Source organism: Pseudomonas caricapapayae (assembly GCF_001400735.1).
Lineage (GTDB): Bacteria > Pseudomonadota > Gammaproteobacteria > Pseudomonadales > Pseudomonadaceae > Aquipseudomonas > Aquipseudomonas caricapapayae.
Window position 1 is genome coordinate 37,253 of the sequence record NZ_LJPW01000150.1, and the last position, 20,218, is coordinate 57,470.

Here is a 20,218-nt window from a genome sequence, read left to right on the forward strand (position 1 = left end):
ACAGATAAACAGCGGGACGGCCCGCTTCCCATCACGAAACCGAGCGCGCCTGGGTTTCCGGGGGTTATGCCATGTTCGACAAACTGCTGATCGCCAATCGTGGCGCCATTGCCTGCCGCATCCTGCGGACCCTGCGCACCCTGCAGGTGAAAGGCGTGGCGGTGTATTCCGAAGCCGACGCTGCCAGCCTGCACCTGATGCAGGCCGATGAAGCTCACAGCCTGGGTGAAGGCGGCGCAGCCGAGACTTATCTGGCGGTGAACAAGATCCTCGCCATCGCCAAAGCCAGCGGTGCCAAAGCCATTCATCCAGGTTACGGCTTTCTCTCCGAAAACGCCGCGTTTGCCCAGGCTTGTGAAGACGTCGGTATCGCCTTCGTCGGCCCGACGCCCGAGCAACTGCGCGTATTCGGTCTCAAACACACTGCCCGGGCGCTGGCCAGGCAACAGGGCGTGCCCATGCTGGAAGGCACCGAATTGCTCGACAGCCTGGAATCAGCCCTCCTGGCAGCTCGTACCATCGGCTATCCGGTCATGCTCAAGAGCACTGCGGGTGGCGGTGGCATTGGCATGCGTGTGTGCCGCAGCGCTGAAGAGCTGGCCGACTCGTTCGAGGCGGTAAAACGTCTCGGTCAGAACAATTTCAGCGATGCAGGCGTGTTCATCGAGAAATACATCCAGCGCGCCCGGCATCTGGAAGTGCAGGTGTTCGGCGACGGTCAGGGCGAAGTGCTGGCACTGGGCGTGCGCGACTGCTCGGTACAGCGCCGCAATCAGAAAGTGCTGGAAGAAACCCCGGCCCCCAACCTGCCGGACGGTATGGCCGATGAGCTGTGCGCGGCGGCTATCAAACTCGCCAAAGCGGTGAATTATCGCAGCGCCGGGACTGTCGAGTTCGTCTTCGACAGTGAGGATCAGCGCTTCTACTTTCTGGAAGTTAACACGCGCCTGCAGGTCGAACACGGCGTGACCGAACAGGTGTGGGGCGTGGATCTGGTCAGCTGGATGGTACAACTGGCTGCCGGTGATCTGCCCCCGCTTGCTCAGTTGCAGGTTGGCCTCAAACCGGTTGGCCATGCCATTCAGGCGCGGCTGTACGCTGAGGATCCGGGCCGCGACTTCCAGCCCTGCCCTGGTTTGCTGACCGCTGTAACTTTCCCTCCTGCCGATGGCCGCGCACTGCGCATCGACACCTGGGTCGAAGCCGGTTGTGAGATACCGCCGTACTTCGACCCGATGATCGCCAAGCTGATCAGTTGGGCGCCAACCCGCGAGCACGCCAGCGCCGGGCTGATCGATACACTCGATGAAACGCGCCTGTACGGGGTGGAAACCAATCGAGGCTATCTGCGGCAGATCATCGCCGACACCCCGTTCGCCAGCGGCCAGCCATGGACGCGCTGTCTGGAAGATCTGGTGTACCAGGCTGATACGTTCGAAGTGTTGACTGGCGGAACGCAGACCAGCGTTCAGGATTATCCGGGGCGGCTGGGTTACTGGGCAGTCGGTGTACCGCCGTCGGGGCCGATGGACAGCCGCGCGTTACGTCAGGGCAATAGCCTGCTGGGCAACCCCGAAGGATGCGCCGCGTTGGAAATCACCATGAGCGGCCCACTGCTGCGCTTCAATACCGACGCGGTGGTCGCAGTAACCGGTGCGCAGATTCCGGTCACGGTCGACGCTGAACCCGCTGCCATGAATACCGCCCTGCTGGTACGCGCGGGTTCGACCCTCGCATTGGGCACTATTGCCGGCGCCGGTGTACGCAGTTACCTGTGCGTGCGCGGCGGGCTCGACGTACCGGACTATCTGGGCAGCAAAAGCACCTTCACCCTCGGCCAGTTCGGCGGGCATGGCGGCCGCGCGCTACGGGCTGGCGATGTGTTGCATATCGCGCCCTTGGTGGATCGCAGTGCAGGCCAGCGGATTGCCGATGAAGCACTTGAAGCGCTGACCGACGTCCGCCAGATGAGGGTCATTTATGGCCCCCATGCGGCCCCGGAATACTTCACCGAAGCGTACATCGAGAGGTTTTTCGCGACTGACTGGGAAGTGCATTTCAACTCCAGCCGTACCGGCGTGCGCCTGATCGGCCCGAAGCCCGAATGGGTCCGCGCCGACGGGGGCGAGGCAGGTCTGCATCCGTCCAATATTCACGACAATCCCTATGCGGTCGGCGCAGTGGATTTTACTGGCGACATGCCTGTGATCCTCGGGCCGGACGGCCCGAGCCTGGGCGGATTCGTGTGCCCGGTGACCATCATCGAGGCAGACCTGTGGCAGCTGGGGCAATTGAAGGCTGGCGACAAGATCCGGTTCACGCCGGTGAGCGTCGAGGCGTGCCATGCGGCAATGGCCGCAGTGTTGCCGCAAACTATGCAAAACACTGATGCCCTTGGCAGCGAATTTGTTCGCGAAGGCGTCAGTCCGAACGCAGGAAATGCCGCTAATGCGCCGACCCCGACGCCCGTTCGCATAGAGGATCTGCACACTCCGGTCATCCTTGATATCGGTCGGGACGATAAACGTCTGGTTGCACGTCTGTCCGGTGATGCCCATCTGCTGCTGGAAATCGGGGCGCCAGAGCTGGATCTGGTGCTGCGTCTGCGCGGCCATGCCTTGATGCTCGCGCTAGAGGCCAAGGCACTGGCGGGCGTGATTGACCTGACGCCGGGTATTCGCTCCCTGCAGGTTCACTACCGTCCCGAGCAACTGCCGCTTCGGCAACTGCTCGACATCGTCGCCGGAGAATGGGGCGTGGTGTGCGCAGCGAAAGACCTGCAAGTGGCGTCGCGTATTGTCCATCTACCGTTATCCTGGGACGATCCGGCCTGCCAGCTGGCCATCGAGAAATACATGACCACCGTGCGCAAGGATGCTCCGTGGTGCCCGAGTAACCTGGAGTTCATCCGCCGTATCAACGACCTGCCCAACCTCGACGAAGTGCAACGCACAGTATTCGACGCCAGCTATCTGGTCATGGGCCTGGGCGATGTATACCTCGGCGCTCCGGTTGCCACGCCGCTGGACCCGCGCCATCGGCTGGTGACCACCAAGTACAACCCGGCGCGCACCTGGACCGCCGAGAATTCGGTCGGCATCGGCGGTGCCTACATGTGCGTGTATGGCATGGAAGGCCCCGGTGGCTATCAATTCGTCGGCCGTACCCTGCAGATGTGGAACCGCTACCGCGACGTCGCTGCCTTCGAGGGCAAACCGTGGCTGCTGCGTTTTTTCGACCAGATCCGTTTCTACCCGGTCAGCGCCGACGAACTGCTGCGTATCCGTCGCGATTTTCCGCTGGGTCGCTTCGACCTGAACATCGAACACTGCACCTTGAACATGGCCGACTACCAGGCCTTTCTGACCCGCGAAGCCGACGGCATCACGGCATTCCGAACCCGTCAGCAATCCGCGTTCAGCGCTGAGCGAGAGCGCTGGAACGCCAACGGTCAGGCCGACTTCCAGAGCGATGAGGGGGCTGCCCCGAACAGCGAAGAACAGCCCTTGCAGGCCGGTCATCAGGGCATCGACAGCCACATTGCCGGCAACCTCTGGCAGGTTCGGGTGCAACCGGGCGAGCACGTGGATGCGGGCGACGTGCTGGTGATTCTGGAGTCCATGAAAATGGAAATCCCTCTCCTTGCCCCGGTCGCCGGTGTGGTGCAGGAGGTCAGGGTGCAACCCGGATCGGCAATACGCGCAGGGCAACGGGTCGTGGTGCTGGCAACTGAATGAATCGATCACCTTTTCACTGTCAATGGAATCCCGTCATGAACGACACAGCACTGCCCAATGACCTGCGCCTGGACACGCTGCGCACCGCGTACCAGTCCGGCCGGATTTCACCACGCCAGCTGATTCTGGCGTTGCGGGAAAAAGCCGAACGGCTCAACACGGATTATCACGCGTTCATCTACCTGCTCGGCACGGACGAACTGGAGCCCTATCTGACCGCACTGGAGGATCGCGATGCTCAGAGCCTGCCGCTCTACGGCGTGCCCTTCGCGATCAAGGACAACATTGATCTGGCTGCCATTCCAACCACGGCCGCCTGCCCGGATTACGCCTACACGCCAGAGTGTTCGGCGACCATCGTCGAACAACTGATTGCACTGGGCGCGGTGCCTATGGGCAAGACCAATCTGGACCAGTTCGCCACCGGCCTGAATGGCAGCCGTTCGCCCTATGGTGCCTGCCCCAACAGCGTATTGAAGGGGTATCCGTCCGGCGGCTCAAGCGCTGGTTCATCTCTGGCCGTCGCGCTGGGGCTCAGCAGCTTCTCGCTGGGCACCGACACGGCGGGCTCGGGGCGTGTACCCGCAGCGCTGAACAACCTGGTGGGAACGAAAGCCAGCAAGGGGCTGATTTCTACCGCAGGTGTCGTGCCAGCCTGCCGTACGCAGGACTGCGTCTCGATCTTCACTGCCACGGCGAGGGAAGCCAGCCAGTTACTGGGGCTGGTCGCCACGCTTGATCCGCGCGATGAATACAGCCGACGCAACCCCCAGTGGAACGACGCTTCGGCGTTTGGTGCCCCTCGCCCGTTTCGCTTCGGCGTACCACGCGCTGAAGATCTGCAATTCTTTGGCTGTACCGAGGGGCCGAAACTGTTCAGCACTGCTATCGACCACCTCACCGCGCTAGGCGGCGAAGCGGTCACAGTGAACCTGTCACCGTTTCTTGAAGCTGCTCGACTGTTGTATGAGGGTCCTTGGGTGGCCGAGCGCTATAGCGTGGCAGGACAGTTGATGGAAGACCGTCCGGAGGCGGTATTGCCGGTGATTCGCGATGTACTGGCCAAGGCCCCCAGCGTCAGCGGAGTCGATACGTTTCGTGCGCAATACCGTCTGCAAGCGCTCAAGGCGATTTGCGACCGGGAGCTTGAAGGGCTGGATTGCGTAGTAACACCCAGCATCGGTCGCCCGGTCACCTCGGCAGAACTGGTTGCCGAGCCGGTGCTGCGCAATTCTGAGCTGGGTTATTACACGAATTTCGTCAACCTGCTCGACTACGCCGCCATCGCCGTGCCAAGCGCTTTCATGGGCAACGGCCTGCCGTGGGGCGTGACGTTATTCGGACGGGCGTTCACCGATCAGTATCTGCTCAGCCTGGCCGATGCTTTTCAGCGGCAAACCGCGCTGCCCCTGATTGGCGGGGAAATACCTGAATTATCCGTGCCACAGACCGTCGCACGTAACGATAAGGCACAACTGGTGGTGTGTGGCGCGCATCTGGACGGGCTGGCACTGAACTGGCAACTCAGGCAACGCGGTGCGCGTCTGCTGGAGACCACACAAAGCTCGGCCGACTACCGACTGTATGCGCTGGCCGGTGGGCCGCCGTTTCGCCCAGGCATGGTGCGGGTTGCCGAACGGGGTGTAGCCGTTGAAGTAGAGGTCTGGGAGTTGCCCAGTGGCGAATTGGGGTCGTTTCTGACCGGTATTCCGGCACCGCTGGGCCTCGGTAAAGTGCAACTGGCCGATGGCCGTTGGGAGACCGGTTTTATCTGCGAAGCCTACGGCCTGGAGGGGGCTGTCGATATCAGCCATCTCGGTAGCTGGCGTGCTCATTTGCAGCAGCTGTAAGCGAACATGCGGCGTGCCCAGGCGTGCCGCCGTGTTTGAGACGGCTCGGGTATTACATAGTTATGTCATACCCGGACCGCCTTCACGACATAGTGAGCATCCACTCACTTCGACCGGCCGTCATGAACCACATCTGGAGTCCGCTTCGTCAGGACACCCTTTTTCACCCCTCATCTTTTCTGCTGGAACAACCGAGCATTCTGTTGCCCGAGTACAGCAGCAACCGACACGATACGCTCAATGCTTCAGTGCCATTCGCACTGCCAGCGCTTCAGCTTGCGCCTCGCGAACATCCACTGCCTCCACCGACCGAAGAGCACGAGCCGCAGGCCCCGGCCGCACACATCGAACGTCCCCTCAAAGCGTTGCGTAAAAGCCCTGGCTTCCCATTGATTGCCGACTCGGTCTTGCTCCTCAAGGCTTGCCAGCTGGACATGGATCTCCCGCCAAACCGAAAACACCATGTTCGCCAACAGCTCGTCGCGCTGCTCACCGACCGAACCGGCAAGGCACTGGACCCCGATACGTTATGGGTCACGTTCAGCACCCAGAACCTGCCCGTATTGAACGACGAGGGGCACGAGTCTTACAGCATCGAGCTGTCCCTGACCGACGTGGCATTGGCCGCGACCTTTGATCCGGGGCAGTTCGTGCGCCTGTATCGCAGTGAAATCACCAGTACGAACTGGCCTGAAGAGGCCTCGTCACTGAGCGCAACGCAGCTGGTCAAGTGGATCAGCGAAGCCCATCTGGATCGTGACTACAGCACAACACTCGAGGTTTTTCGAACTCGGCACGCAGCCACTTTCCGCACCTTGTCACGGTTGGGCTTTCTGGATGTGCTGGCTCGCCAGTTTCTCTCCCGGCGCATCAGCCGGGCCGGCTATTTCCTGACGCTGGACGCTTTGGGTCTGAGCGATTTCCCTGCCGACCTGGCGACCCTTGAGCAAAGCGGTCGCGGTCATAAATCCGAGATCCGCATGTTTTCACTCAATGGCGACACCGTGCAGGGTATTTTTCAGGTGAGGTCGAAAGCCACCTCCCACTGTTTCATTCACATACTGGGTGCCAAGGGCAACGTCATCGAATACATCAGCGAGGATCCGGGCGAGATGACCCGCAGGCTGCTGGCGGCCATGAACGCCTCGGGACTGTATGGCCACGCATTGCATGCGCTCGATCAGGACGCAGTCATCGTTGCCGACGCCCCGCTGCTCGCAGGCGATGTTTTTACCGAGTTGAGCCAGGCATCGCTTACAGAGACGCAATTCAACAGCGAAAACATCGACCTGCTCAAACCCGTATCACGCAGCCTTACGCTGGCTGGTGCGGCAGACCTCTGGCAAACAGCGTCCACTCTGCTGGAACAGATCCCCTCAGCCCCGAGGATGGCTGCGCAGGTCATGGCGGCCTATCTATTGAAACATCACAATCTGACGCTCAATCCCGATCACGTGTTCATTGCCTATCAATCCGGCAACTCGGTCAGCCCGCTGGGCAGCCCCCGCAATCCGCCCACCCATATTCACACACCCGCTGAAAAACCGATCAGCCTGAGCGAGGCGCTGATGACCAACTACCGGGTCGACTCCCCCGAGGGTTACATTGATCACGACGGTACTACAGAGGTCTTTCTGGATAGCACAGGCCAGGGCGAACGGGCTCAGGGCCAGAGACTGGCAATCACGCCGCAGGCACTTGAGGACTACATCAAGGCATTCGATTTTCTGACCTGGATGACCAGGCACATCCAGACATTCTGGAGGCAGCAAAAAACAGCCATCGAACAGGCATTCAGATCGGCCTTTATCAATCAGGCGCTGATCAGCCTGAAGCGCGGCAGTCTCAAACGCAGCGGCTTCGATCAGGTCGTTGAAGCCTTGGCTGGCTCTGCGCAAGAGCACTGGCTGGCACTCGGTTTTTTCGTTCAGGGTTCGCTGATCGACGGCATGGAACATCAATACACCGGGCTGCTGATACTCAAGCAAACCGGCAAACCGAACGTGCTTTATCAACCAGGGCACCCCGAGGCCTTTGTCCAGTTCTCGGACGACAGTGAACTTGAACGCTATCTGAAACTGAAAACCGCACATCCGGATTGGCGAGAAGCCGTGATGCGCTACGTTCCGCTACGTCATCACCAACGTCTGGACTATCTCTTCAAACTATGGGGCGGTGCTCAGGCCCCGACGCCGCCCGCCTCCCTCCTGCGCCCATGGACGGATGCGCTGTACAACCCTGACACACGAAAAGCCATGCACCACTCGCTGTGCGAAAAAAGGCTGGAAGGCTCGCCGTTTGCTTACCTGCACCAACTCCTCGAACAGAACTCGCTGGATGATGCCAAGGAGCAGATCGTGACCCCTGCACAGGTTTCACTGGCCTACTGGACAGACCGTCTACACAAGTTGCAGCGTTTGCTGGCACCCATATCGCTGTTGCTGACACCGGCATTTTTCGCGTCGCTGGCGGCGGAAGTCGGTCTTGCGGCTCTAAGCGTTGCTTCTGCAAATTTGCCAGGCAGGCGTTACGTAGAAAAACATCAGGCGCTGCTGGCAACATTATCACTGGGCTTGCTACAACTTGGGCCGCAGACACCGAGGCTGCTGCGCACGCTGACTAAAATCGTCAAACCTGCAGGTCATACGGCAGGAGTATCTTCAGTGCCGTCCGCTGGTGCGCGGGGCCCCGGTCGATTGAGCATACGACCAATAAAGCCGCGCCAGACCCGGCTGGAAAAATTCTTCCATACCGACGCGCTGCTCAAGCGCTGGACCATTACCGGCGCCGCAGCGCCCAGCCGGGTAGCGGTGCATGCCTGGAAGCTGGGCGGGCGTTTTCTGCTCTGGACATCGGACAGAGGTCAGGCGCGGACTCTGGTGGTCAGCACCCACGGTTATTACACACCGTGGACGGCAACAGTGAAAATCCCCAACGGCACAGAAATCCGAACCTATGCGCCTCATGGCTACAAATTGGTCGACCCCCAACTGCATCGCGTCGTCAACGGGAACGCCCGGCCGTTTGCTGCCTCCAGCACAGCAGAACATTCACTGATGCAGCCAGTGCTTGAACCATTGCTGATGACTGACAAGGTCATCTCCGGAACATCACTCCCCGGCAGGCTGAAAAACTACAGTCTGTCCAAGTTCCAGACACCCAGTGGCGAGAGCTATGACGATATTGCCCGCGTGGTAGGCAACTCCAATGGCTCGCCACTCAAAGGCTGGCTACCACCCACGCCAATGGATGTGTTGACGGTACGCAGCCGCTTCGGCATGACGCCCCCTTCGCTGAACGACCTGTTCAACAGCCTGTCGGCGCAGGGCATTCATTACGACAGGATTCTGCTGGTGCATTGCCGTTGCGCAGCGATATCTGCACTGCTACGCCGCGCGCCGGTTTATCATGCGCCCACAGCGCAGTCCATTGGCAGGAGCGCCTGAACTGACTACCACGATCATCGAGCACGGTGCCTGAACCCGCATGACAGCCGTCCTGAACGAAACGCGCCTTTGCCCTCTGTGCGGCTTCAGTAACCAATGCAGCCTGGCCGATCCGCGCACGGCAGCCCAGCCCTGCTGGTGTTTTTCGGCAAGCATCGACCCGATGCGGCTTGAAGCTCTGCCAGACGACATTCGCGATAAAGCGTGTCTGTGTCCGCGTTGCGCCGGTATCACGGATGCAGCGTCCGGTCAGGCCCCGCACCGGATCACGGAATAAGATGCGCCTCTCCTACCCCGCCCGCCGCTACCACCATGCGCCTTGATCGCTTCCTCAGTAACCTGCCGCGTTTCAATCGCAAAAGCGTGCGCCTCGCGCTGGCCAGCGGCAGGGTGCAGGTAGACGGGCGTACGATTCGTGATCCGCATCACGAAGTGCGCGAGTTCAGCCGTGTAACGCTCGACATGGAAATTCTGCAGGCGGGCAAGGCGGCACGCTACTTCATGCTGCACAAGCCTGAAGGCTGCGTCAGCGCGACAGTCGATACACAGCATCCGACAGTCCTCGACTTGCTGGACGAGCCTGACAAACACGAACTGCACATCGCCGGGCGACTGGACTTCAATACCACTGGGCTGATGCTGATTACCAACGATGGCCAGTGGTCAAGACGCCTCACACAGCCACAGACCAAAATGCCCAAAGTGTATTACGTCGAGACTGAACAACTGATCGACGAGCGCTATGCCGCCCTGTTTGCTGCCGGTATGTATTTCTCATTCGAAGGTATAACCACGCAACCGGCACAATTGACCTTGTTGGGTCCACGCAGCGCACGCCTGAGTATTGTCGAAGGTCGCTACCATCAGGTGAAACGGATGTTCGGCCACTTCGATAACAAAGTGTTGCGCCTGCACAGAGAGAACATCGGTGCGCTGGCTCTGGATCCTGCGCTGGCACCCGGCAGCTACCGGACGTTGCACGCCACGGAAATCGGCCTGTTCTGAAAGTCACAACCGTTTGGCGGATTACCCGAACAAGGTACGAACGGCACTTGCGGGTTGGTGAATCGACTGCTTGACTGCAATGGTCAGTCCTGATGCGACTGATGAGTCAATCCATTATTCCAAGAAACTCTTTGTCGTACAGAGCCACGGGCTCACGACAAATTGCCCGCCAATAATAATACCTGTCGAACAGACTATCGGATCGACATGGGCCTTTAATCGGCTATCGCCTGCCTGTCACGAAGCTCGTGCAACGTCATGTGCACGCATACCTGTTTACGCCAGGAGTTACACCTATGTCGCCAGAAAAAGCAGTGCTGGACATACAAGGACAGTTTCGGGTTTATACCGAGTTCTATCGCACCGACGCCGCCGCAAAGACCATCATTCTGGTCAACGGCTCACTGGCCACCACCGCGTCTTTTGCCCAAACCGTGCGTAACCTTTATCCGACATTCAATGTGGTGCTGTATGACCAGCCTTACTCGGGCAGATCCAAGCCTCACAATCTGCACGGTGCCCCTCTTACCCGGGAGGAGGAAGGCCTGCTCCTGCTGGAACTGATCGACCACTTCAACGCCGAGCACGTGCTGTCCTTCTCCTGGGGCGGCGCAGCGACACTGGTTGCGCTGGCCCACCAACCGAAACGCATTGAGCGCGCGGTCATCAGTTCGTTCTCCCCGGTCATCAACGGCCCCATGCGCGAGTACCTGGACAAGGGCCTCGACTACCTCAGCGCGCATAGCCGTTACGACATGGGCCACTTGATCAACAACACCATTGGCAAGCACTTGCCATCGCTGTTCAAGCGGGTCAACTATCGCCACGTCAGCAGCCTGGACGGCCATGAATACGACCAGATGCACTATCACTTCAGTCAGGTGCTGGAACTTGATCCGGACAACTACCTGACCGCAGGAAAGCGTATCAAGGCCCCGGTGTTGTTCATCAACGGTGCCTGGGACGAATACACCTCCGTAAAAGGCGCAGCGCAGTTCTCCAGGTACCTGCAAAACTGCAGCTTCAGTACCATCGAAGCCACAGGCCACTTTCTGGACATGGAACACAAGGCCGCCTGCCGCGACTCGAAACACGTGCTCATGAATTTTCTGCAACCGGCAGAAGCATCAACGAACGTCTATAGCCGGGTTCAGGGGCACCATGCTTTCGCCTTCTGAAACCCGAAAACGCCCCTCCATCAGCGCATGCACATGTGCTGCTGGCGGAGGGCTTGCGTGGGTATGAACGGACGGAAAATCGCTGCGCGGTGAAATTAGCGCTTCAAATCGAGGCAGGGTTCTGGTACAAAGTCAGCCGCTCAGAGCAGGTCCCAGAGCGGGTATAGTTTAGTGGTAAAACGAAAGCTTCCCAAGCTTTAGTTGAGGGTTCTTATCGGACAATCGCTTTTGTGAGCGAGCTTTTATGCAATGCGGGTATAGTTTATTGGTAAAACTATAGCTTCCCAAGCTATCGAGGAGGGTTCGATTCCCTCTACCCGCTCCACCCTCCAGCCCATGTCTCCGGGCCTTCCAACCGATTTCAGTACCCCTATCAGGCAATTTTTTCCTGAAGGTCAGACTCGCCAAGCACCCGCTATATGCCCGAGATTTTTGTGAACGGACAATTCTTGGTGATTTGTCCAACATCGCGCGCCTAGCACCTCAATAGCTCAAGATGGCGCGGCACCTTCCGCTTGGCTCACCCACACCTTATCACCTAGGCAATAATGCCGGATTGATAGAAACGACTAGGCAAGCCCCTTACCAGATCTGAACGAGCTTAGCCCGTCCTCCCAGCCACAGTTGAGGCCGGGGTTTAGCCCCTATGGACTGTTCGTTGTGACCCTCTCGTGGATGCAATTCATGACCTGGATGCTCAGATCGCATTGCTGCTCAGGCCCCCATACCACTGTTGGCCGAGGTTGCGATGAAGCCATCTGAAGGAAGAAGAGCATTACGAATACACCGGTGCCTCAGTCTCTCTCAGCCTCGATTCAAACTTGGTAATCAAATGCGCGAAATCTGATAGGTCGATAGCCAAGCCATAAAATGCCAATAGACATATTGCGATTTATCTATGATCCACGCCCCCTTTTGCGGTAGCAGTACCAACGATATCGCTGTATCCGACCACGCTGGAGTTAGCGGATACCATCACGATGGCTCCACTTCCGTGACTGATCATTGCCTTCGCAGCTGCCTGGGCGCAGTAGAAGTATCCACTAAGTTCAGTCGCTATGGTTTTAGCCCAGCTATCAGCTGGTGTCTCCAGCGCAGGTGCCAACTGATTGGCAGCAGCGTTACAAACGAGAATGTCCAGTTGGCCGTATTGGGAGACGCACTGTTCAACCAAAGCTGAGCACGACTTAGGATCGGTGATATCGAAACGCGCGGCGCTGGCCACACCTCCCTTGGAGTTGATGGACTCCGCAACCTCTTTTGCCACTACCAGATCCCTTGCCGCGATCAAAACCTTTGCACCGTTGTCTGCCATCGCTAAAGCAATAGCCCTGCCGATTCCCTTGCTACCACCAGTCACGAGCGCGACCTTCCCGGTGAGTGAGAGCGTTGTCATAGAACCTCCTCGCTGAATAATGGGAAGTAAAGGCGTACCCCCCCTTGATTCGGAATGTCGAATCGATTTCCGAGTGAAGCGATTACTTCAGAAAGCTTTCATCGAACGGATAAGACGTCAGATTTTCATACCCTGTCTCGGTGACCAGGAGCTGATTCTCAAGCTTGATACCGTCCCTGCCTCCGACGGCGCCAACATAAGCTTCAACACAGAGCGTCATACCTGGTTCGAGATAGCCGTCATACCCCCAACTTTCCTGATCCTCCGGATAACGAATACAGGGATACTCATCGCAAAGCCCGACGCCATGAAACATGACTCCATACCGCTGATCACGAAACTCAACGGGAAGCCGATGACCTTGCTTGGTAAGCTCTGAAAATGAGACACCAGGTCTGACGAGCTCGGAATTTGACATGATGTGCTCATAGGCAATCCGATAAAGCCTTTTCTGTTCCAGGGAAGGCTCCAACCCACCGCAGATCCAACTCCTCGAAATGTCGACACACATCCCGTAGCAGCCGATCAGATCTGTGTCGAAAGAAACCAAGTCACCATCACTAATCACCCTGGGCCCAGACTCTTGGAACCACGGATTTGTTCTTGGCCCGGAACTGAGGATCCGGGTTTCAATCCACTCACCACCTCGGCGGATATTGCCTGCATGTAGAGCAGCCCAAACGTGATTCTCAGTGGCCCCGTGCCAGAGGCTCTGGTGCATTTCACCTACAGCCGCTTCACAAGACGCAATGGCGCAGCGCATCGCCCTTAGCTCATCAAGTCCCTTTATAACCCTGGCATGCTCCATGACTTCTTGACCGCTACAGATCTCAAGTCCCAAGTTTACTAAGGCATTGACCCCAGCAACCTCAATGCGATCAATCGCAACACGCCTATTCAGACCACCGTGGGCCCTCACCAATTCGTCTATCTGAGCCGCGAATCGCGCTGCGTGCTCGTCAACCCGGTTGCCTGACTCGAAGTAGAAAAAGGCCGCCCCCCCACGTCTCTCATTGATTAGTGGTAGGTGGGCTGATAGGTGCGCGCAGTTATGAAAATCCCAAAGGACAACATATCCCTGCGCAGAGACGAAACATGCCCTGGCTGGATTGTGTGCCACCCAAAGCTGCATATTGCTGGTATCGGTAGCGTAGCGGATGTTCAGTGGATCAAAGAGAAGCACGCCAGTGATGTCGCGTGCATTTAGCTGTTGCCGGATCCGTTCGAGCCGATACTCACGCATATTCGCCAAACATGGACTTTCCAGGCCGAGATCGGCCCACTCTGAGAATGCCAAGGGTGTCGGCCCAATCTCTACCCTATCGTTACTGTCCTCAGATCCATCTGGCTTGAGTGTCTGGTTAGGATCGATGCGGCGATTGTGTGGAGCTACTGAAAATGGTGAGGCCGCCATATTGTTATTCTCCATGAATGCTCATCGGGTCTTTACATCCAGGCGTTAGTACGTTTCCCAACTGGTCTCAGGCTCACGGAACGTCGTGAAAGTCATCGAATCCCACACATAGGTGGCATTGCTATACGAGCGTCAACCGCCCTAAGCCGCCGCTGCGTGCAACCGTCATCCATGGAGCACGCAGGGTCTGTAAGCTTCTTAGAATACCGACGTGTAACTGCCCAGTTCGACTTGGACGGATTTCAGCCGAGTGTATTGGGCGAGAGAAACAATCCCATTCTCTCGGCCAACCCCGGATTGCTTGTAGCCCCCTACCGGCATCTGCGCAGGTGATTCACCCCAAAAATTGATCCAGCAGATACCAGCCTCCAGTTGATGGATCACCCGATGTGCCGTTGCAAGGTTCTCGGTCACGACGCCTGCCGCCAGCCCATATTCAGTGTCATTGGCCCGACGGATGACCTCCTCTTCGTTCTGGTAGGTGAGGATGCTCATCACAGGGCCGAAAATCTCTTCGCGCACGATGGTCATATCGTCTCGGCAATCGGTGAAAACCGTGGGCGCGACATAGGCCCCCTTGGCCAGCTTACCGGTATCCAGGCGCTCACCACCGCACAGGAGATGTGCCCCCTCAACTTTACCTTTTGCGATGTATTCCAGGACGCTTTCCATGTGCTGAAAGCTGACCATCGGGCCAAAATTCGTCTCTTCGTCTTGAGGGTCGCCAACTCGGATACGGGAAACTCGCTCAACGATCTTCTCTTCGAATGCTTCTTTCATTCCCGCTGGAATAAAAACTCGCGTGCCGTTGGTGCAGACTTGGCCAGAGCTATAGAAGTTGGCCATCATCGCAATGTCGGCAGCCTTATCCAGATCCGCATCGTCGAAGATGATCAGTGGAGACTTTCCACCCAACTCCATTGTCACCTCTTTGAGAGTGGAGGCAGAGGCGCTAGCCATCACATTTTTGCCCGTGCTTGTCCCACCCGTGAACGATACTTTCTCGATATCCGGGTGTTCCGTCAGTGCTGTTCCGATCTCCCGACCACTTCCCGTCAGGACATTGAAAACTCCTGCGGGCAAACCTGCTTCGGTGAAGACCTCCGCCAGCTTCAGCGTGGTCAACGAGGTGACTTCACTTGGCTTGAAGATCATTGCGTTTCCAGCCGCCAGCGCTGGGGCAGACTTCCATAACGCGATCTGGATCGGGTAATTCCAGGCACCGATTCCTGCGGTAACCCCCAAAGGCTCCCGTCGCGTGTAAATGAAAGAGGACTCGCGCAGCGGAATCTGCTCACCCTCTATGGCGGCTGCCAGACCAGCGTAATACTCCAGGACATCCGCGCCGGTTACAACGTCCACGTAACGAGTCTCGGAGTAGGCCTTGCCTGTATCAAGGGTCTCTAGCATTGCAAGTTCATCATTGCGTTCCCGCAGGATGTCGACGGCGCGACGCAATACACGAGACCGCTCCATCGCCGTCATCGCAGCCCAGATATTCTGACCCCTTTGAGCACTTTCGATCGCACGCTCTACATCAGCGGTGCCCGCACGATGGACTTTGGCGATCACTTCACCGTTGGCAGGATTGATGGCATCGAACGTCACGCCAGTGCTGGCATCAACGTACCCCCCATCGATGTAGAGCTTATGCGTTTCAACTTTAGGCACAACTACCTCCTACTGAATTTCAAAACTGCCATTGGCTTTACCTGCCCCACGAACCTTTCCGTTCAATCAAGCGCAGCGGCTTCTTGAAGGCTGAGTGAGCAAGTTTCAGGCGCGTACGCCCAGGAAACGGCTAGGCCTATCAAGGTGATAATCGCAGCTGCGTACATGGTGTTTGCTACGCCAATGCCACTGAGGGATGCAGGCACAAGGTACGTGCCCGCAGCTGCCCCAACTCTAGAAAATGACGCTCCAACGCCCACTGCGACCGAGCGCATTTCCGTGGGGAAGATCTCATTGGGATAGACAAGGCACAGAACCTGAGCCCCACCGATGAATAAGGCGTAGATGGAGAAAAAGAGAAGTATCAACCCGGCGGAACCGGTGTTGTAGGCACCGAGCCCTATCAGTGCGAGGCCGGAAATAAGGAAGCTGTAAATCAACATATTGCGACGCCCGACGACATTAATTAGACGCGTAGCCAATATGCAGCCCAACACAAAGAACATAGTTATGGCGATCGAGCTGACTGACCCGAAATCACCCGTCATGTTCAAAGCTGCCAGCACTTTGGGGGCAAACGCATACACCGCGAATATCGGCACAATGGAGCAAGTCCAAAACACCACGACAAACAGCATGCGCTTGCCGTAACCGGAATGCAGGAGCGCCCTCAAAGGCAATTTCTTCTCTTCGATTTGCTCTGGCAGATTCGCCAACGAGAAGCTGTTCCCGTAGATGCGCTTGATTACGGCGTCCGCCTCAAGGGTACGGCCATTGTTCAGCAGCCAGCGCGGGGATTCGGGGGTACCCAGCCTTACAGCAAAGAGAATTGCGCCACATATCGCGCCGCTCGCGATCGCGTACCGCCAAGCGTCTTGAACCCCGCTCCGTAAAATTAATTCACCTACCTCATACGCGACAGCTGCGCCAACAAACCACAAGATAGCGAGCGCAGCCAGTCGTGGCCCCCGGTACTGTTTAGGCATGAACTCGACCAGGAGCGCGGTGGCTACGGGGTACTCGATCCCGACCGCGATTCCGATCAGCAACCGCAAACAGAATAGAGACAGAGCAGATTCAGCCCAGAACTGCCCCAGAGAAGCCACGACGAAGATGACCGGGCCTACGAAGAAGATAATTCGCCTACCCATCAAGTCAGTTAGCCAGCCGCCGATGAAGCCCCCGAAGAAGATGCCTATCAAAGCAGAAGCTGCGATCATGCCCTCCCAAAATCCATCTAATTGCAGGTCGGAAGTCAATTGGAGCATGACAACTCCAACGATGCTGAGAACATAGCCATCGACAAATGACCCACCTCCTGAACGAACTGTGAGAAGTTGATGAAATCTACTTATCGAAACATCTTCAATAGAAACGTGGACGCTTTTCATTATTATTTCCTTGAGCGATGCCAAGCGCCTTAGCGATTGGACATCAACTGCCATAGATAGCGAAACTTCTATGGCAGCTAGCTTTTGAAAGAGGCCAGTTTAGCTACGCCTCGAACTGGGCTAAATTTGAAATCTATTGCTGCTGCGTCGCCACTGTCGCACCGCCCTTAAACATCGCGGTGAATGTGTCTTTATGAGAGGCGTAGTATTCAGCAACAACTTGATCTGCAGAGGTCTCGCGGGCTTTCTTCATCATACCCTCAAGATCCTTGAGCGGGAGGGTATAATGGGAGAAGAAATTAGCGACTTGAGGAAAATCGTTCGTAAATCCCTTACGCCCGACCGCATGAATCTGCTCGGCCTTGCCATAGACTTCTTTCGGATCGTCAAGGTAGCGCAGTGACCATGTGGAGAACATCCAGTGTGGACTCCAGGCGTTGAGAAGTGCCCACTGATCGCGCTTAAGGCTTCGATCGAACTCGTTGAGCATTCCCGTTTCCGAGGATGCTACCAATTTGTAGCCTTCTAATTTGTAATCAGAAATTGCACGCGTTGCCGTCTTGTACTGGCCATTTCCTACTTCAGATGTAAGGATCTTCCCCCCTAGCTTCTCCCTGACCTCAGGCTTATTGAGATCCTCAATACTTTTGATTTCGCTCTCAGGAATATTCGTCGACACTGCGAGACCTAGACGTCCCTCATAGATCACTCCCAAGTCCTCAAGTTTATCTTGGTATTTTTCCCAAAATGGTTTGTGACTGTAGGTTAGCCAAGCCATAGGGATCATATCGACCTTGCCGGCAGCCATGGCTTGGAACTGAATTCCGATATCAGCCATCACCAGCTTCACAGGCTGCTTCAGTTGATCTTCCAACGCCAGCTTAGCGAGCTTGGTAGTGATCTCTGCATCCGCCCAGTTCACCCACCCTACTACCACAGGCTTGACGTCCTCCGCCTGAGCAGCAAACGCAGCCGCTGTCAAAGCCAGCCCGGCCAAGAGCGAATGATATTTCTTTGAACCGAAAAAATTCGTAATCATCGAGCAACTCCAATTTTTGTAGTAGTAAGCATGGCAGTTTGATGATAAGACAACAGCCTCAATATTGTATTTTTTTGAGGCCGATTTATTTCGCTTCCTGCGTCATTGCCAACTCCAACGCCTCAAGTTAAATATTCGTAACGATTAACGATGGCTGAACTTATCTCCCAAATACCGTCGAAACCCTTTTCGATCGTTACATGATCACCCGGCTCTATTGCTACGGGATGATCATCCTGACCGAAAATAATTGCTCTACCTGCCTGCACGATAAAATGCACACTCTGATCGTATTGGTATTCAAATCGATCCACGTCGCCACTCTCCCAAACTTCCCATTGCTGAGAGTTAGCCTTTTCTTCATCTGTAGCTTTACGGCGGTTGATTTTTGCCATGTTTAGTTACTCACCAGATTAAAAAGTCTTTAGGCAGATGCCTTATTACTATCGATAGCAGGTATATTGCAGTGATAGGGTAAGGCCTCAGGCTGCAGCTGTTTACCCAGCAGGGTGTCACTCATCTTTTCAGCCAACATAATGGTGGCCGCATTGATATTGGCACTTGGCACTGTGGGAAAAACAGACGCGTCAATGACGCGCAGTCCTTCAACGCCCCGAACTCGAAGCTGGCTATCTACGACTGCCATCTCGTCCTTTGAGCTACCCATTTTGCATGTGCCACAAGGGTGGTACGCACTCGCAGCATCTTCACGAATAAACTCGTCAAGTGCCTTACCAGTACGAATGTGTCGGCCAGGGGTATCCTCTCGATAGTTGTAGCGCTTGAATGCCTCCTGCTCGGAGAACTCGATACCGAGCCTCATTGCTTCACGCATCACACGCCAGTCCTCTTCAGTCGCCATGTAGTTGGGATCGATTCGAAGGGGATCTGAAACCTTTGAGCTGAGCAGACGCACGTTGCCCCGGCTGGTAGGCCGCATCGGCCCCACCCCAATCCGGTAACCATACGTGGTGCTTACAGGAATCCAGTTTTTGTCAAAAAAGACAGGAAAAAAATGAAACTGGATATCCGGATGAGGAGTAGTAGACGCACTATTGAGAAACGCCCCGACGTGGCACTGGTTGACAGAGGCCACACCTTTCCTGAGGCCAAACCACTGCATTCCCGCCCACAACATTCGGTGGTACTGCAGCTCTCGGTTCAGCGAAACCGGCTCTTTGGTCTCGATCTGGATATGGCACTCCAAGTGATCTTGAAGATTTTCTCCGACACCAGGCAGATTGATTTTTGGCGCGATGCCATGCTCTCGAAGATGGTCTGCAGGGCCAATGCCTGACAGCATCAACAACTGGGGAGAGCCGAACACACCGCTGGAGATGATGGTCTCCCGATCGGCCCGCACGTCTACAAGACGATCTTTGTAAGCAACTCTCAGCCCAGTAGCACGCTTCCCCTCGAAGGTGATCTTCTGGACTTCGCAGCCCAGCCAAATGGTCAGGTTCGGATGGGCACCCATCGAATGGATGTAACCATATGCCGCGCTGTTGCGGATGCCATTGTGAACGCTCATTTCGAATCGAGACACGCCTTCCTGGCGATACCCATTCACGTCGTCGGTCAGAACAAATCCGGCTTGCTGCCCTGCTTCAAGAAACGCCGCGTTCAACGGGCTTAACTGCTCCTGGCGTTGGGCACGGATTGGGCCGTCATGCCCGCGATGGATTCCATCGAGTTTGCTACTCTCAATTTTTTTGAAATAGGGCGCACACTCTGACCAGCTCCAACCTGTGGCCCCCTGAGCCTCCCACCCGTCGTAATCCATCGGATGGCCACGCAGCCAGGTCATGCCATTGATAGAGGAAGATCCACCTAAGACCCTACCCCGAGGTTGCTGGACTTTCCGATTGTTGAGATGTTTCTGTTCTTCGGTGTAGTACCACCAGTTGTACTTCGAGGTCGGCTTGAATGCTGACCGAAGGCCAGCCGGCATCCGAATAATCCACGATTTGTCAGAGGGGCCTACCTCTAAAAGTAATACTTTGTGACCTGCATCGGAAAGCCGACGCGCTAGCACACATCCCGCAGAGCCAGCACCTGCAATCACATAATCGAACTCGGCTTTCATTATTT

The 20,218-nt window shown here is 56.6% G+C and carries 13 protein-coding genes and 1 tRNA gene; 7 read left to right on the forward strand and 7 right to left on the reverse strand.

Annotated elements, in window-relative coordinates; translation table 11 throughout:
• The first annotated feature begins 71 nt into the window (after window positions 1-71).
• The 7 genes from uca to ALO80_RS22385 all read left to right on the forward strand — a co-directional run bounded on the left by uca (window position 72) and on the right by ALO80_RS22385 (window position 11,541).
• Window positions 72-3,737 (forward strand): urea carboxylase, encoded by a 3,666-nt coding sequence (gene uca, locus ALO80_RS22355; RefSeq protein ID WP_055010575.1) that lies wholly within the window; start codon window positions 72-74, stop codon window positions 3,735-3,737.
• Between the two features lie 35 nt (window positions 3,738-3,772).
• Complete coding sequence (gene atzF, locus ALO80_RS22360; RefSeq protein ID WP_055010576.1) at window positions 3,773-5,587, forward strand: allophanate hydrolase; 1,815 nt, start codon at window positions 3,773-3,775, stop codon at window positions 5,585-5,587.
• A 122-nt stretch (window positions 5,588-5,709) separates the two neighbouring features.
• Window positions 5,710-9,033, forward strand: a complete 3,324-nt coding sequence (locus ALO80_RS22365) for a dermonecrotic toxin domain-containing protein (protein WP_055010577.1) — start codon at window positions 5,710-5,712, stop codon at window positions 9,031-9,033.
• 40 nt (window positions 9,034-9,073) lie between these two features.
• The gene (locus ALO80_RS22370; RefSeq protein WP_055010578.1) at window positions 9,074-9,310 is read left to right on the forward strand and encodes a cysteine-rich CWC family protein; all 237 of its coding nucleotides are present in this window, start codon (window positions 9,074-9,076) and stop codon (window positions 9,308-9,310) included.
• Between the two features lie 35 nt (window positions 9,311-9,345).
• Window positions 9,346-10,038, forward strand: coding sequence for a pseudouridine synthase (locus ALO80_RS22375; RefSeq protein ID WP_055010579.1), 693 nt, complete (start codon window positions 9,346-9,348; stop codon window positions 10,036-10,038).
• A 296-nt stretch (window positions 10,039-10,334) separates the two neighbouring features.
• Window positions 10,335-11,216, forward strand: coding sequence for an alpha/beta fold hydrolase (locus tag ALO80_RS22380; protein WP_055010580.1), 882 nt, complete (start codon window positions 10,335-10,337; stop codon window positions 11,214-11,216).
• Window positions 11,217-11,467: 251 nt separating this feature from the next.
• A tRNA-Gly gene (locus tag ALO80_RS22385) sits at window positions 11,468-11,541 on the forward strand.
• Between the two features lie 567 nt (window positions 11,542-12,108).
• On the opposite strand, the gene ALO80_RS22390 is transcribed toward ALO80_RS22385, so the two are convergent.
• From ALO80_RS22390 to ALO80_RS22420, 7 genes are all read right to left on the reverse strand, one after another.
• Window positions 12,109-12,612 carry an SDR family NAD(P)-dependent oxidoreductase gene (locus ALO80_RS22390; protein ID WP_055010581.1) on the reverse strand — a complete coding sequence of 168 codons (504 nt, stop codon included), beginning with the start codon at window positions 12,610-12,612 and terminating at the stop codon, window positions 12,109-12,111.
• 82 nt (window positions 12,613-12,694) lie between these two features.
• Window positions 12,695-14,041, reverse strand: coding sequence for a dimethylsulfonioproprionate lyase DddP (dddP, locus tag ALO80_RS22395; RefSeq protein WP_223813394.1), 1,347 nt, complete (start codon window positions 14,039-14,041; stop codon window positions 12,695-12,697).
• A 183-nt stretch (window positions 14,042-14,224) separates the two neighbouring features.
• Window positions 14,225-15,697 carry a betaine-aldehyde dehydrogenase gene (betB, locus tag ALO80_RS22400; RefSeq protein WP_055010582.1) on the reverse strand — a complete coding sequence of 491 codons (1,473 nt, stop codon included), beginning with the start codon at window positions 15,695-15,697 and terminating at the stop codon, window positions 14,225-14,227.
• A 62-nt stretch (window positions 15,698-15,759) separates the two neighbouring features.
• Complete coding sequence (locus ALO80_RS22405) at window positions 15,760-17,088, reverse strand: MFS transporter (RefSeq protein ID WP_055010583.1); 1,329 nt, start codon at window positions 17,086-17,088, stop codon at window positions 15,760-15,762.
• Window positions 17,089-17,221: 133 nt separating this feature from the next.
• A complete protein-coding gene (locus ALO80_RS22410; protein WP_055010584.1) occupies window positions 17,222-18,127 on the reverse strand; it encodes a glycine betaine ABC transporter substrate-binding protein in 906 nt (301 codons plus the stop codon).
• Window positions 18,128-18,249: 122 nt separating this feature from the next.
• A complete protein-coding gene (locus tag ALO80_RS22415; protein WP_055010585.1) occupies window positions 18,250-18,522 on the reverse strand; it encodes a cupin domain-containing protein in 273 nt (90 codons plus the stop codon).
• Window positions 18,523-18,551: 29 nt separating this feature from the next.
• On the reverse strand, window positions 18,552-20,213 hold the full coding sequence (locus tag ALO80_RS22420; protein WP_055010586.1) for a choline dehydrogenase: 1,662 nt from the start codon (window positions 20,211-20,213) through the stop codon (window positions 18,552-18,554).
• Window positions 20,214-20,218: the final 5 nt, after the last annotated feature.

Bases quoted from the DNA above. Each gene is read 5' to 3' on its own strand.
- ALO80_RS22380 (WP_055010580.1), top strand. From the start codon at position 10,335: ATGTCGCCAGAAAAAGCAGTGCTGGACATACAAGGACAGTTTCGGGTT.
- ALO80_RS22390 (WP_055010581.1), bottom strand. From the start codon at position 12,612: ATGACAACGCTCTCACTCACCGGGAAGGTCGCGCTCGTGACTGGTGGT.
- dddP (WP_223813394.1), bottom strand. From the start codon at position 14,041: ATGGAGAATAACAATATGGCGGCCTCACCATTTTCAGTAGCTCCACAC.
- ALO80_RS22415 (WP_055010585.1), bottom strand. From the start codon at position 18,522: ATGGCAAAAATCAACCGCCGTAAAGCTACAGATGAAGAAAAGGCTAAC.
- uca (WP_055010575.1), top strand. From the start codon at position 72: ATGTTCGACAAACTGCTGATCGCCAATCGTGGCGCCATTGCCTGCCGC.
- ALO80_RS22365 (WP_055010577.1), top strand. From the start codon at position 5,710: ATGAACCACATCTGGAGTCCGCTTCGTCAGGACACCCTTTTTCACCCC.
- ALO80_RS22375 (WP_055010579.1), top strand. From the start codon at position 9,346: ATGCGCCTTGATCGCTTCCTCAGTAACCTGCCGCGTTTCAATCGCAAA.
- atzF (WP_055010576.1), top strand. From the start codon at position 3,773: ATGAACGACACAGCACTGCCCAATGACCTGCGCCTGGACACGCTGCGC.
- ALO80_RS22420 (WP_055010586.1), bottom strand. From the start codon at position 20,213: ATGAAAGCCGAGTTCGATTATGTGATTGCAGGTGCTGGCTCTGCGGGA.
- ALO80_RS22405 (WP_055010583.1), bottom strand. From the start codon at position 17,088: ATGAAAAGCGTCCACGTTTCTATTGAAGATGTTTCGATAAGTAGATTT.
- ALO80_RS22370 (WP_055010578.1), top strand. From the start codon at position 9,074: ATGACAGCCGTCCTGAACGAAACGCGCCTTTGCCCTCTGTGCGGCTTC.
- ALO80_RS22410 (WP_055010584.1), bottom strand. From the start codon at position 18,127: ATGATTACGAATTTTTTCGGTTCAAAGAAATATCATTCGCTCTTGGCC.